Below are 14,325 nucleotides of genomic sequence, written 5' to 3' on the forward strand. Positions count from 1 at the left end.
CATTTACTCCAAAACCGCACTCAGCGATAAACCGGGAAGTCCGCACACAGGGCCGATACTTGCTGGGCGACATTGGCTTCAACGTCGGCATCGCCGAGGTTGTCGAGGATGTCGCAGATCCAGCCGGCCAGCGTGACGCACTGGGTAACCTTGAAGCCGCGAGTGGTCACCGCCGGGGTGCCGATGCGCAGGCCGGAGGTCACGAACGGCGACTGCGGATCGTTCGGGACAGCGTTCTTGTTCACAGTGATGTGGGCGCGACCGAGTGCAGCGTCCGCCTCTTTGCCGGTCAGGCCCTGACGGATCAGGCTGACCAGGAACAGGTGGTTATCGGTACCGCCGGACACTACATCGTAGCCGCGTTTGATAAAGACGCCGGCCATGGCCTGGGCGTTGTCGATCACTTGCTGCTGGTAAGCCTTGAAGCCAGGCTCCAGCGCTTCCTTGAAGCACACCGCCTTGCCGGCGATCACGTGCATCAGCGGGCCGCCCTGGGCACCGGGGAAGACCGCGGCGTTGAGCTTTTTCTCGATCTCTTCGTTGGACTTGGCCAGGATCAGGCCGCCACGCGGACCGCGCAGGGTCTTGTGGGTGGTGGTGGTGACCACGTCGGCGTAAGGCAGCGGATTTGGATACAGGCCGGCAGCGACCAGACCGGCCACGTGGGCCATGTCGACGAACAGCAGCGCACCGACTTTGTCAGCGATCTGACGGAAACGCGGGAAGTCGAGAGTCTTGGAGTAGGCCGAGAAACCGGCAACGATCATTTTCGGCTTGTGCTCGACCGCCAGGCGCTCGACTTCGTCGTAATCGATCAGGCCGGTGTTGGTGTCGATACCGTATTGAACGGCGTTGTACAGCTTGCCCGAGGACGACACCTTGGCGCCGTGGGTCAGGTGACCGCCGTGGGCCAGGCTCATGCCGAGGATGGTGTCGCCGGCTTGCAGCAGGGCCAGGTACACGGCGCTGTTGGCCGAGGAACCGGAGTGCGGCTGCACGTTGGCGTAATCGGCGCCGAACAGTTGCTTGGCGCGTTCGATGGCCAGGGCTTCAACCTTGTCCACATGCTCGCAGCCACCGTAGTAGCGCTTGCCCGGGTAACCTTCGGCGTACTTGTTGGTCAGGCCGCTGCCCTGCGCTTCCATCACGCGCTTGCTGGTGTAGTTCTCCGACGCGATCAGCTCGATGTGATCTTCCTGACGTTGCTCCTCGGCATTCATCGCCGCCAGCAGTGCATCGTCGTAACCCTGGATCTTGTCTTGCTTGCTGAACATCGCGTCTCTCCCAGCGGCATCTGTGCGCCATTCGTCTCGGTAAGGCACTGGTGTTTCGGCAGTGCCCTTTGATAGCGATGGTATGACTGGCTTGGCGTGGTCAAATGCCTATGGGCGCCACGCAAAGGTGCGTTTACGACATGGCGGGAAATGGCAAGCCGGCCACGCACTGAGAACCAGCGCCAATCCCCTGTGGGAGCGAGCCTGCTCGCGAAGAGGGAGTGTCAGTCAACGCAAATGTTGTTTGACCCGCCGCCTTCGCGAGCAGGCTCGCTCCCACAAGATTTGCATTCGGTTTCCGGGGTTATGCGAGAACCTGTCGCAATGCCAGCAGCACAAGGAAATGCGCGGGGTACAGGGCATATGCCCAGCGTCGCATCGGCGGTGGTTTTACGTCCTGGGCGTGTCGCAACAGGAACAGCCCGAGCCATGGCGCAATCAGACAAGTGGCAACCGCCGCCATCGCCACGCCGTTACCCAATCGAACGGAGTAATAGAGCACCTGCAATTGATTGGCCGCCAGGCAGACCAGCCCCGGCAGCAGTGCGAAAAACCAGGGTCGCCGGATCGCCAGCAACATCGCCAGCGGTAATAACACACCGAAGAACCCGAACATCAGCCGCTCCGGGAACATAGCCGCCAGCGCGAGCGCACCGCCGGCCAGCAGTCGCGCCGGCAGTCGCGCCGGCAGGACCCCGTCCTGCCAGCCGCGCACCACCAACAGGCCAAGCGCCAGCGTGGGCAATACATTCAGGGTGTCGGGATTGGGGATGTACATCCGGTAGGGAACTTCGCTCACCGCGCTGAACAGCAGCAACCAGCCCAGATAACGCCACTGCCTGCCTGTCGTCATTGCCGAAGCCCGCACCAGATTGGCCGCCATCGCCAGGCAAAACCACGGAAATGCCAGACGACCCGGCACATACAGCCAATCGGCGGAATAACCGACATATCGCAGGTGATCGAGCAGCATGCTCAGCAGCGCCAGCCATTTGAGCAGATCCAGCGCTCCATCGCGCTGCTTTAAGTGCGGCTGTGTCACGTTCATAGACACGTGCATAATTGCCCGGCATCCCAGTAATGTTCTGACAGAGACATCCCGTGCGCTCCCCGGACGATCTTCGGTAAAGTGCGCACCCTCATTGACCACGAGACGCTTCACCATAGGCGCCTCGACCACGGAAGCAGGCCATGACCGATAAGAGCCAACAATTCGCCAGCGACAACTATTCCGGCATTTGCCCTGAAGCCTGGGCCGCCATGGAGCAGGCCAACCATGGCCATCAGCGCGCCTACGGCGACGACGAATGGACCGCCCGTGCGTCCGACGATTTCCGCAAACTGTTTGAAACCGACTGCGAAGTGTTCTTCGCCTTCAACGGTACCGCTGCCAACTCGCTGGCCCTGTCGTCGCTGTGCCAGAGTTACCACAGCGTGATCTGCTCGGAAACCGCCCACGTCGAAACCGACGAATGCGGCGCGCCGGAATTTTTCTCCAACGGCTCGAAACTGCTGATTGCCCGCACCGAAAACGGCAAGCTGACCCCGGAATCGATCCGCGAAATCGCCCTCAAGCGCCAGGACATTCACTACCCGAAACCGCGCGTCGTGACCCTGACCCAGGCCACCGAAGTCGGCAGCGTCTACACCCCGGACGAAATCCGCGCCATCAGCGCCACCTGCAAAGAGCTGGGCCTGAATCTGCACATGGACGGCGCGCGCTTCTCCAACGCTTGCGCGTTCCTCGGCTGCTCGCCAGCCGACCTGACCTGGAAGGCCGGCGTGGACGTGCTGTGCTTCGGCGGCACGAAAAACGGCATGGCCGTGGGTGAGGCGATCCTGTTCTTCAACCACAAACTGGCCGAAGATTTCGACTACCGCTGCAAACAGGCCGGGCAACTGGCGTCGAAAATGCGTTTCCTGTCCGCGCCCTGGGTCGGGATTCTGGAAAACGACGCCTGGCTCAAATACGCCCGCCACGCCAACCACTGCGCACAGTTGCTGGCCGAACTGGTCAGCGACATCCCGGGCGTGGAACTGATGTTCCCGGTGCAGGCCAACGGCGTGTTCCTGCAACTGTCGGAACCGGCCATCGCCGCCCTGACGGCCAAGGGCTGGCGTTTCTACACGTTCATCGGCAACGGCGGCGCTCGCTTCATGTGCTCGTGGGATACCGAGGAAGAGCGTGTGCGCGAACTGGCCCATGACATCCGCCAAGTGATGTCCCACTAAGGCCCACTGTCCCTGTGGGAGCGAGCCTGCTCGCGAAGAGGGCGTGTCAGTCAACGCAAATGTTGTTTGACCCGCCGCCTTCGCAAGCAGGCTCGCTCCCACAAAAAGTCAAACCAATCGCCCCTGATCGTTCGCACCTGAAGTCTTGGTCTACATTGTCTGACGAGCCGTACAGACAACAACAATCAGGAGCGTACGCATGTCATTGCAAGGCAAAACCCTGTTCATCACCGGCGCCAGCCGTGGCATTGGCCGAGAGATCGCGCTACGCGCCGCGCGTGATGGTGCCAACATCGTGATTGCCGCCAAGAGTGCCGAACCGCATCCCAAGCTGCCGGGCACCATTTATAGCGTGGCCAAGGAAGTCGAGGCCGCAGGCGGCAAGGCGTTGGCGCTGCAGGTGGATGTGCGCGATGAAGTTGCCGTGCATCAAGCCCTGGCCCAGGCCAACGAGCATTTCGGCGGTATCGATGCACTGGTGAACAACGCCGGGGCGATCAAGCTGACCGGAGTTCAACACCTCGAGCTCAAGCGCTTCGATCTGATGCACCAGATCAACACCCGCGCCGTGCTGCTGTGCAGCCAGGCCGCGCTGCCCTACCTGAAGCAGTCCAAGGGACACATTCTCAACCTGTCGCCACCGCTGAACCTGGCCGTCAAATGGTTCGCCCAATACAGCCCCTATACCGTGACCAAATACGGCATGAGCATGCTGACGCTGGGCATGAGCGAGGAGTTCAGGAATTACGGCATCAGCGTCAACTCGCTGTGGCCGCAGACGATGATTGCCACCGCTGCGATCGAGTTTCAGCTGGGGTCACGGGAGTCGTTCAAGCATGCACGCACGCCTGCGATCATGGCGGATGCCGCCCATGTGATCTTGAGCAGCACCGAGCGCAGCCTGACCGGGCGGCTGCTGATTGATGAAGAAGTTTTGCGGGAAAACGGCACCACCGAGTTCGAACACTATCGGTTTGCCCCCGACACCAGCGACAAGCTGATGCCGGATTTGTTTGTGGATTAAACACCGATCATTGTGGGAGCGAGCCTGCTCGCGAAAGCGTCGGATCAGTCAATATCGATTTGAATGACACACCGCATTCGCGAGCAGGCTCGCTCCCACAAGAGGCATTCCACAAAGGGGTTAGTACTCGATCCGCACATCCCCCTTCGGCACACTGCAGCACGACAGGATGTACCCTTCAGCCTCGTCTTCCTCGGTGATCCCGCCGTTGTGCTCCATCTCCACTTCGCCGCCCAGCTTCAACACCTTGCAGGTGCCGCAGATGCCCATGCCGCACGCCTTGGGTATCAGCAAACCGGCCTTGGCTGCGGCCGCGTGAACGGTCTCGCCAGGCGCTACGCGAATGCTTTTGCCGGACGCGGTGAACTCCACCTGATGCAGGTCCGCCGCGTCCACTTCCGGCGCCTCGGCCGCTTGTTCGGCGTGCTCTTCGGCATCGGCACGAGCCTCGGGCGGGGTCGCTCCGAAGGATTCTTCGTGGTAACGCTTCATGTCGAAGCCAGCGTTTTCCAGCAAGCGCTTGACTGCGGTCATGTACGGGGTCGGGCCGCAGCAGAAGACTTCCCGCTCAAGGAAGTCCGGCACCATCAGTTCCAGCATTTTGTGGTTCAGGTAACCGCGATAACCGGCCCAGGGCTCGCCCATCCCATGCTTCTCGCAGATCAGGTGCAGGCTGAAGTTATCGATCCGCGACGCCATGTGTTCCAGTTCGCGGTGATAGATGATGTCTTTCGGCGAACGGGCGCTGTGGATAAACGTCATATCCACGTTGCCGTTGGTGTCGTAGAACCAGCGCGCCATGGACATGCAGGGCGTGATGCCCACGCCGCCGCTGAGGTACAGCACCTTGGGGCTCGGGAAATCGATGGCGTTGAACAGCCCGACCGGGCCGTGCACCGCCAGTTCCTGGCCTTCGTGCAAGGTGTCGTGCAGCCAGTTGGAGACCTTGCCGCCCGGTACGCGCTTGATGGTCACCGAGAAGCTGTACGGCACCGACGGCGAGCTGGAAATGGTGTACGAACGCATGATCGGCTGGCCTTCGATCTCCAGCTCCAGGGTGACGAACTGCCCCGGCTTGAAGAAGAACATGATCGGCTGATCGGCCATGAAGCAAAAGGTGCGCACATCCCAGGTTTCCTGGATGACTTTGACGCAACGGACGATGTGCCGACCATTGGCCCAGGTCTGGGTGGTTACCGGGTTCAGGAAGTTGTTGGACATGCTGATCTCCACGGCCGACTGTCGGCCTTCATGTTGGCGATTCTGCGTATAGCGCGAACCACCCATTTACCTATCTGCGACATTCACATGCTTATCGCGACCAGCCCGCAACTACCGGGGCTTGCGCGTCGGGAACAGATTGCATCATGTCGCCCATGGATAAGGTTCTGGCCAGCGCCGGCCCCACACTCGCCCCATACCAAGACACAATCTTTACACCTTGCGTAGCAACCATTAGCAGTACACCGATTAGCCACTTTTCGCCGGCCACGCAGATGGCCTTGAGGATTAAACGATGGACGTCACTACTACCCTGAGCCTGGGCGATCCGCTGGAACCCGCACGCAAGGCCACCGCCCAGATGCTGCAAGAGCGCGAACGCACGTTCTCGCTGCCGCAGCCGTTTTACTCTGACGAGCGCCTGTTTGATATCGACATGCAGGAGATTTTCCAGAAGGAGTGGTTGATCGCCGGCATGACCTGCGAGATCCCGACCAAGGGCAACTACCTGACGCTGCAGATCGGCAAGAACCCGATCATCGTGATCCGTGGCGCTGAAGGCGTGGTGCATGCATTCCATAACGTCTGCCGTCACCGTGGTTCACGCCTGTGCACCAGCGACAAGGGCAAGGTCGCCAAACTGGTTTGTCACTACCACCAGTGGACCTACGAACTCGACGGTCGCCTGCTGTTCGCCGGCACCGAGATGGGCGACGACTTCGACATGAAGCAGTACGGCCTCAAGCCGGTGAATGTGAAGACCGCTGGCGGCTACATCTTCATCAGCCTGGCGGAAAATCCGCCGGCCATCGATGACTTCCTGTCGACGCTCAGCCATTACATGGAACCGTACGACATGGAGAACACCAAGGTGGCGATCACCACCACCTTGATGGAAAAGGCCAACTGGAAACTGGTGCTGGAAAACAACCGCGAGTGCTACCACTGCAACGCGTCGCACCCGGAACTACTCAAAACCCTGCTGGAATGGGACGACGTCACCGACCCGCGCGCCGACCAGGCGTTCAAGGACCACGTCGCGGCCTCCGCCGCTGCCTGGGAAGCCGAGAAGATCCCTTACGCCCACGCCAGCTTCGGCCTGCGTAACCGCATCGTGCGCATGCCGCTGCTCAAGGGCACCGTGTCGATGACCATGGACGGCAAGCAGGGCTGCGCCAAACTCATGGGCCGCATCAAAAACCCGGACCTGGGCTCGATGCGCATCCTGCACCTGCCGCACTCCTGGAACCACTGCATGGGCGACCACATCATCGTGTTCACCGTGTGGCCGATCAGCGCCCAGGAAACCATGGTCACCACCAAGTGGATCGTCCACAAGGACGCCGTCGAAGGCGTGGACTACGACGTGGAGCGCATGCGCCAGGTCTGGGACGCCACCAACGATCAGGACCGTCGCCTGGCGGAAGAGAACCAGCGCGGCATCAACTCCACCGCTTACCAGCCAGGGCCTTACTCCAAGACCTATGAGTTTGGTGTGGTGAACTTTGTGGATTGGTACAGCGAGCGTCTGTTGAGCAACCTGGGGGCCGAGCCTGCACCGTACCTCAAAGGGGTTCCGGTTCAAGGCTAAGATCCAAAGCTTCGCGAGCAGGCTCGCTCCCACAGATCCCTTGTGGGAGCGAGCCTGCTCGCGAACGCGCCCTCTCTTACAACACATTCCACCTGACACAGCCACCGCTTCAGAACTGTACGAAATATGATCTATTCCGTTCAGAGCTATACCGCCCGCACCTCCCAGCCTTCCGCAAACAAGTTATCCACATCTCCACCCACAGCAAATGGGGACAACTGTGGAAAGACTGCAAAATTTCTCCGCAGAAACCGAAGAAAATCCGTGACTTATTCAGAAGCAGGGTTTTCGACAGCGACCGATCATTTATTGATCAACTCGCTGGACATCAAGTAAATCGTGGCTTGTAGAGGATGGCGAACACCTTATCCACAGAAGCGCCAACAGACTTTGGGGGCAACTTCTGCACCGCTGTGGAAAACCGCTGTGCGCTGCGAAAAATACGGGCTGGCGCAAGGTTTAACGGTGGAAATCACGCAAATGATCATTTTTTAACCAGAAGCCTGAAGCCCTCGTTTTATATGGCCTGTAGCGGTAAGCGAACATCTTATCCACAGAAGCGCCAACAGAGATTGGGGGCAAGTCCTGCACTTATCCTGTGAAAAAACCCATGAAAAACCGAAGCTTAGGCTGGTTATTTTTTGAACTGAGGGCTACAACCCCCGATTAACCTGGCCTGCAGCAATGGGCAAACACCTTATCCACAGCTCCGCCAACAGGCATTGTGGGTAAACACATCAAAACCGCCCGTACTTATCCAATCTTGTTCAAACACGATCGCCCCGCCTCGATATCCAGATGCAGCACAAAGTCATCGAATGCACGCCATCCCATCAAAATCGACGGTACATAGCGGCCAAGCACCCACGACGGTGGAATAGTGAAGTCCGGGTAGTATTTGTAGGTGGTTGCCAGGGTGGTGCCCGGCAATTTCAGGAGGCCCTTGAACGTTTGATAGCGCTGCTTTTCGTCAACACTCAAGGGCCAGTTGCCGGCGCTGTGAACATTGACCTGATCCCCAGGTGAAGCCGACGTCAGGTAATCGACGTTACCGGTGTCGACAATCGCCTGCGTGGCGCGGGAATCCAGCCGTGCAGCGATAACCAGTCGCTGGTTGATATCCAGGCGGCTATACACAATCGGCGATTCACAGCGGGCGGGCGGTGCGGAATTGAGTTCGAGGGTTTTACGGGTGATTTTAAGCCGCCCCAGCTTGCTGATCAGGTCCAGTCCCAGCAAGTTGTCCCGATCGCTGACAAACACCAGCACGTTCCTGAATTCGCTGCCGCCTACCTTGATGGCGTCGAGTATGCCCAGTCGGGCGGACAGATCACGCTCTCCATAAAACGTGCTGTAGGCATAGTGGGAGTCGGTCAACAACCTGATCCCCATCAGCTTCGCGGTGTCTTGATTGACCCGGGTTTGCGGCGCACCGGTATCGAGAACGAAACGTGCCGAGTGACCGTTGGCCGCGTCGACATCGATGAACGGCAACACCTCTTGGGCAATGAAATAGTCGCTGGAATACGGATGAATCCTGAGCACCTCGCGCCGCGAGGTTCTTTTCACCGTGAAATCGCCGGTTGTCTTCAGGGTTGATAGCGACTGAGCGCCGAACATTGAAAACAACACTTTCAGCTCCGGATCGGCCTCAATGGCCCGAGCGTGCTTGCGCTTGATCGCCCGGTAGTAATCCGGCAACTGATTGGCGGCCTTGACCTCGAACATGCGGGCGACCACAGACACTGAACAGTCCAGGCTCTTCCTGGCATCCAGCACGCGGTCGCAGCGTTGGCGCATTTGGGCAAGGGAGGCTTTACGCCCCTGATCGGAGCCCAGCCATTGATAGAAGTCCTGCTCGGGCTCGTAGCGCCGCTCAGGCGCGTTCATCCGGGCACCCTCCACCGCTCCCGCAGATACGGCCGTAACCCATGCGAGAAGCAGCAACAGCGTTACAGGCTTCATGGCCAACCCATTCATAAAAACCAGGTTTTATGATTTGCGCTGAACCTCTCAGAACTCCGTAACAGTGTGCTTCACCCTGACCAGCGCACAGTAAAAATGTAGCTCAACGCACTCATCCACGGGCGGGCTTCTTGTAGGAGCAAGCTTGCTCGCGATGGCGGTTGAGACAACGCGTTCATTCAGGTTGCCCGCGTTATCGTTGACGTCCATCGCGAGCAAGCTCGCTCCTACAGGGACCCATTGCGGGCAAAGCGGCGCTAGGGCCGATACATCAGATAGGCCTCACCCGTCACCCGAATCATTGGATGCGGTGTGATCGTGCAGGTATCGACGATACGGAAGCCATGGCGCTCATAGAAGCGCCGGGCACCGGTGTTGGCGGCATAGTCGATCAGGCTCAGGCCATTGAGCCCGAGCTGGTTGGCACGGTCGTAGGCATACGCCAGGAACACCTTGCCCAACCCCTGGTTACGCCAGCCCTCATGCAGCGCCAGGCTGGAAATGTAGAGGGTGTCGGGGATTTCCATCGTGGCGTAAGGCGCCAATACTGGATCGGTTACCGGCGCTGCGAATGGATCGTGGCGCATCACGTAGCTGTGCATCATGCCCACGACCTGCCCATGTGCCTCGGCGATCAGGCAGTTCTGCCAGGAAAAATCCACATCGTCACGGGCGTAGCGCAGGGCGCCGACGTCGAGCAGATCCTGGCCGGGTTCGGCGATCTGGCTCCAGATGTAATCTGAAGCGCCCTCGGATGAAATCTGGAACAAACGCGCAATCTCTCGCGCATCGGCGCGCACTGCCGAACGAAATTCAACTGCCATTGTTTTCCCATCAATTAGGTGACACGACACCCTGTGAGAGCGAGCCTGCTCGCGAATTGCAGTGGGTCAGCCAAATTGAATGCTGAATGACACGCCCCCTTCGCGAGCAGGCTCGCTCCCACATTGGATCTGGGTGATTGTTGGTCAGCGAACCACGCCTTCTTCGATCAGCAACTTGAGGATCGCTTCAGCCCCAGCTTGCGCCGTAACGCCCTTGAGCACTTGTCCACCACCGCCACTGGCTTTCGCCGTAGCGGCTTTCATTCGGTCGGCACCACTCTTGGCCTTGATCACTTTCAAGCGTTTTGGCCGTGGTTTGGCCGGTTGCAGGGTGGCCACCACCAGCAGTTCATCATCGATGACCTCCACTTCATCGGCCTGCAACACCCCGCGCCGCGCTGGACCGTAGGCGCTCTGGCGTGGCTTGGGCGCAGCGTTATCCACAGTCGCCAGAAACGGCAGGCGCACCTTCAGCCGACGACGCTGGCCACGAGGCAAGGCTTGCAGCACCAGCGCCGAGCCACCGTCGATGGACTCGACCTGCGCCAGCCCCACCACCAGCGGCCAGCCCAGGCCTTCGGCCAACAGGAACGGCAACATGCCCGAGCCTTCACCGGTTTCCGCCTGGCTGCCGGTCAGCACCACCTGGGCACCGGCATCGCGCAAATACGCGGTCAGCGCCGGCAGTGCATCGGCGCCTTCCGGTTGTTCCAGCACATGGAGCTGTTCCAGGCCCATGCCCAGATAAGCGCGCAGCGCTGGCTCGGCAACGTCGCCGGCGTGCAGCACTTGCAAGTTATCCCCAGCCAGTTGCAGACCCAGCTCCACCGCCCGCGCATCTTGTTCCGCGCGACGGGGTCGACCGGACGTCGGGTGGGCGCCGATGGACACCAGGCTGATGATTTTCGTGCTCATAACCCTTTCCTTCCCTTAAGCCGCATCGCGCTTGGCGTCGTTGCGGTAGGCCGCTACCGCGTCGATCAAGGCCCGAAGAATCTCGGCACTCTCGCCGATCACCGACAGGTCGGCCCGTTTGATCATGTCGCAGCCGGGGTCGAGGTTGATCGCTACCACCTTGTCGCAGGCACCGATGCCTTGCAGGTGCTGGATCGCCCCCGAAATCCCCACCGCCACGTAAACCCGTGCGGTGACCCAGGTACCGGACGCGCCAACCTGGCGGTCACGGGCCATGAAGCCATCGTCCACCGCCACCCGGGATGCCCCTTCGGTGGCGCCAAGCGCTGCAGCGGCCTGGTGGAACAGATCCCAGTCCTTGACGCCGTTGCCACCGGAGAAGATGAATTCGGCCTCGGCCATGGGAATCGCTGCCGGGTCCACCGCCACCGCGCCCAGATCCTCGATGCGCGACAAGCTGCGCGCGACGGCTGTGGATAACTCCATTGGCAAGGCTTCGTGACGGGTTTCGCTGACCGGCTCGGCGCATTCGACGGCGGCCAGAATCAAGCGTGCGACCGGGCGCGCCAGGTCTTGCAAGCCAGCACCGGCACGGCCGATGCATTCCTGATCCTTGACCTGCCAGACCCGCGTGGCCGGGCGCTCGCCCAGGGCGGCGGCAAAGCGTCGACCCAATTCACCACCACCGCTGCGGCTATCCGGCAGCAGCCAGTGACGCGGGCTGAACTGGTTATCCACAGCCCGCAGGCCCTGGACCCGTTGTTCCGGTGCATAACCGCTGAACTCGTCGCCTTCGAGCACCAGCAAGCGATCGACGCCGGCGGTGGCAAACGCGCTTTCCTTGTGTTCGCCGAAGACCACGGCCAGGACCGCGCCGTCCTTGCCGGCCAGTTGATGGGCCAGGCCCAGCAAGTCCTTGTCGTGGCTGCTCAAGCGGCCACCGACCATGTCCGGCACCACGCAAATGTAGAACGCCGGCGCTGGCACTTGATGCAGCGGCAATTGCACTTCAACGGCGGCCGAGCGCTTGGCCGACCCGCCCTGTTGCGCGCCGCTGCGGTCGATACGTTTGATCCCGTTCGGCCCGATGAAGCCAATGCCATGGGGATTCTTGCGGATGACGCCGTTCGGCCCCATCCAGCTGTGTTGCGCCGGTTGCATGGCCGCGTGCAGCGGGTGCAGGCGGTTACGGGCGATCCATTCGGCGCGGGGGTCGCGGCGGATAATGTCGCTCATCAGTGCACCTCCGCAGGTTCACGTTTGGCCGGGGTGGACGACTTTGGGACCTGGTCCTCCAGCAGCGCGTCAGCCACCAGTTCGGCAATGTCCTTGATCAGCGGCCGTGGTTCGACCACGCCTTCGAGCATCGCGGTGCACTGTGGACAACCCACGGCCACCAGTTCGGCACCCGTCTCACGGATGTCTTCCATGCGCATGTCGGGAATCCGCTGCTTGCCTGGAATGTCGGTGATCGGCGCACCGCCGCCACCGCCGCAGCAGCGTGAACGGAAACCGGAGCGTTGCATTTCCTTGACCTCGATGCCGAGGGCGCGCAGTACCTGACGCGGCGCCTCGTATTCGCCGTTGTAGCGGCCGAGGTAGCACGGGTCGTGATACGTCACGCTGTCACCCTTGTGCTGGCCGAGGTTCAACGCGCCAGCCTCGATGATTTCCGCCATGTAGGTGCTGTGGTGCTGAACCAGGTAGTTGCCGTCGAAGGCGCCGTATTCGTTTTTCAGCACATGGAAGCTGTGCGGATCGCAAGTCACGATGCGGTTGAAGCTGTACTTGGCCAGGGTCTGGATGTTGCGTTTAGCCAGCAACTGGAAGGTCGCTTCGTCGCCCAAGCGACGGGCCACGTCACCGCTGTCGCGTTCTTCGAGGCCCAGCACGGCGAAGTCGACTTTTGCGGCCTTGAGCACTTTGACGAAGGCGCGCAAGGTGCGCTGGTTGCGCATGTCGAAAGCACCGTCGCCGACCCAGAACAGCACGTCGACGGATTTCTTCTCGCTCAGCAGGTTGAGGTTCAAGTCCGCCGCCCAGTTCATCCGCCCACCCGGTGCGAAACCGCCCGGGTTGTCAGTGGCGATCAGGTTTTCCAGGACTTCGGCGCCCTTGTTCGGGGTCGCGCCTTTTTCCAGGGTCAGATGACGACGCATGTCGACGATGGCATCGACGTGCTCGATCATCATCGGGCATTCCTCGACGCAAGCGCGGCAGGTGGTGCACGACCACAGGGTTTCGGCATCCACCAGACCGTTGACGATCGGTTGATGCGGGTTGCCGGCGTGTTCGCCAATCGCCTTGCCTGGATAAGGGCTACCGGCGAACTTGGCATCGGTGCCACCGGCCAGGCCGACGACCATGTCCTGAATCAGTTTTTTCGGGTTCAGCGGCTGACCGGCGGCGAACGCCGGGCACGCGGCTTCACACTTGCCGCACTGCACGCAGGCGTCGAAGCCGAGCAGTTGGTTCCAGGTGAAGTCCTTGGGTTTTTCCACGCCCAGCGGGGCGGCCGAGTCGTTCAGGTCCAAGGGTTTGAGACCGGTGGAACGACCACCGCCAAAGCGTTCGGCGCGACGGTGCCAGGCCAGGTGCAGGGCACCGGCGAAGGCGTGCTTCATCGGCCCGCCCCAGGTCATGCCGAAGAACAATTCCGACACGCCCCACAACACGCCGACGCCAAGTATTACGGCCAACAGCCAGCCGCCGAAGTTTTCCGGCAGGATGCCTGCCACCGGCAGGGTCACCAGGAAGAACGACACCGAGAACGCCATCAGGCTTTTCGGCAAGCGCATCCACGGGCCTTTCGACAGGCGCGAAGGTGGGTTGCGCCGACGCAGGTACACGAAGACCGCGCCGACGAACATCACCGCCGACATCAACAGCAGCGCATAACCGAGGAAGCGGTTATGCAGACCGAAACCATGCACCAGAATCGCCAGCACGATGGACGCTACCGCGCCACCGGCCGTGGCGACGTGGGTGTTGGCAATGTATTTGTCCCGCGCCACCACATGGTGCAAATCGACCATGTAGCGCTTGGGCATGGCGAAAAGGCCGCCGATCAGGTCGACCTTCGAGGCACGGCCCCGGCGCCACATGGCCACCCGCCGCAACGCGCCCAGAACCGCGAGGCCCAGGGCAGCGAACAACAGGATTGGAAGAAGGGTGTTCAACATGGTGGAGCTCCCGCCAGTACAACTTGGAGAATCTTGGTCGGCGACGTCTGTGGGAGCGAGCCTGCTCGCGAAAGCGGTGGGTCAGTCGACATCAACA

At 60.8% G+C, this 14,325-nt stretch carries 11 protein-coding genes; 3 read left to right on the plus strand and 8 right to left on the minus strand.

Annotation, left to right across the window (positions count from 1 at the left end; all coding sequences use genetic code 11):
• Window positions 1–20: 20 nt before the first annotated feature.
• Both glyA and CKW21_RS21565 read right to left on the minus strand, forming a co-directional pair.
• On the minus strand, window positions 21–1,274 hold the full coding sequence (gene glyA, locus CKW21_RS21560; RefSeq protein ID WP_095195933.1) for a serine hydroxymethyltransferase: 1,254 nt from the start codon (window positions 1,272–1,274) through the stop codon (window positions 21–23).
• Between the two features lie 304 nt (window positions 1,275–1,578).
• Window positions 1,579–2,334, minus strand: coding sequence for a TraX family protein (locus CKW21_RS21565; RefSeq protein WP_095195934.1), 756 nt, complete (start codon window positions 2,332–2,334; stop codon window positions 1,579–1,581).
• Between the two features lie 131 nt (window positions 2,335–2,465).
• Between CKW21_RS21565 and CKW21_RS21570 the strand changes: the two genes are divergently transcribed.
• Window positions 2,466–3,506: a low specificity L-threonine aldolase gene (locus CKW21_RS21570; RefSeq protein WP_095195935.1), complete on the plus strand. Its 1,041-nt coding sequence runs from the start codon at window positions 2,466–2,468 to the stop codon at window positions 3,504–3,506.
• Between the two features lie 199 nt (window positions 3,507–3,705).
• Window positions 3,706–4,530, plus strand: a complete 825-nt coding sequence (locus CKW21_RS21575) for an NAD(P)-dependent oxidoreductase (protein WP_095195936.1) — start codon at window positions 3,706–3,708, stop codon at window positions 4,528–4,530.
• Between the two features lie 120 nt (window positions 4,531–4,650).
• Here CKW21_RS21575 and gbcB read toward each other — a convergent pair whose 3' ends face one another.
• A complete protein-coding gene (gene gbcB / locus CKW21_RS21580; protein WP_095195937.1) occupies window positions 4,651–5,751 on the minus strand; it encodes a glycine-betaine demethylase subunit GbcB in 1,101 nt (366 codons plus the stop codon).
• 295 nt (window positions 5,752–6,046) lie between these two features.
• Between gbcB and gbcA the strand changes: the two genes are divergently transcribed.
• Entirely contained in the window at window positions 6,047–7,342 is a 1,296-nt protein-coding gene (gbcA, locus tag CKW21_RS21590) for a glycine-betaine demethylase subunit GbcA (protein ID WP_095195939.1), read from the plus strand.
• Between the two features lie 753 nt (window positions 7,343–8,095).
• On the opposite strand, the gene CKW21_RS21595 is transcribed toward gbcA, so the two are convergent.
• The 5 genes from CKW21_RS21595 to dgcB form a co-directional block, all read right to left on the minus strand.
• Window positions 8,096–9,232 (minus strand): retropepsin-like aspartic protease, encoded by a 1,137-nt coding sequence (locus tag CKW21_RS21595; protein WP_256590295.1) that lies wholly within the window; start codon window positions 9,230–9,232, stop codon window positions 8,096–8,098.
• Window positions 9,233–9,564: 332 nt separating this feature from the next.
• Entirely contained in the window at window positions 9,565–10,131 is a 567-nt protein-coding gene (locus CKW21_RS21600) for a GNAT family N-acetyltransferase (RefSeq protein ID WP_095195941.1), read from the minus strand.
• 144 nt (window positions 10,132–10,275) lie between these two features.
• Window positions 10,276–11,046: an electron transfer flavoprotein subunit beta gene (locus CKW21_RS21605; RefSeq protein ID WP_095195942.1), complete on the minus strand. Its 771-nt coding sequence runs from the start codon at window positions 11,044–11,046 to the stop codon at window positions 10,276–10,278.
• A 15-nt stretch (window positions 11,047–11,061) separates the two neighbouring features.
• Window positions 11,062–12,282 (minus strand): electron transfer flavoprotein subunit alpha/FixB family protein, encoded by a 1,221-nt coding sequence (locus CKW21_RS21610; protein ID WP_095195943.1) that lies wholly within the window; start codon window positions 12,280–12,282, stop codon window positions 11,062–11,064.
• Window positions 12,282–14,228, minus strand: a complete 1,947-nt coding sequence (dgcB, locus tag CKW21_RS21615; RefSeq protein WP_095195944.1) for a dimethylglycine demethylation protein DgcB — start codon at window positions 14,226–14,228, stop codon at window positions 12,282–12,284. Before dgcB ends, CKW21_RS21610 begins: the two co-directional genes overlap by 1 nt.
• Window positions 14,229–14,325: the final 97 nt, after the last annotated feature.

This window comes from Pseudomonas sp. Irchel 3A7 (genome assembly GCF_900187565.1).
In the GTDB taxonomy this organism is placed as follows: domain Bacteria; phylum Pseudomonadota; class Gammaproteobacteria; order Pseudomonadales; family Pseudomonadaceae; genus Aquipseudomonas.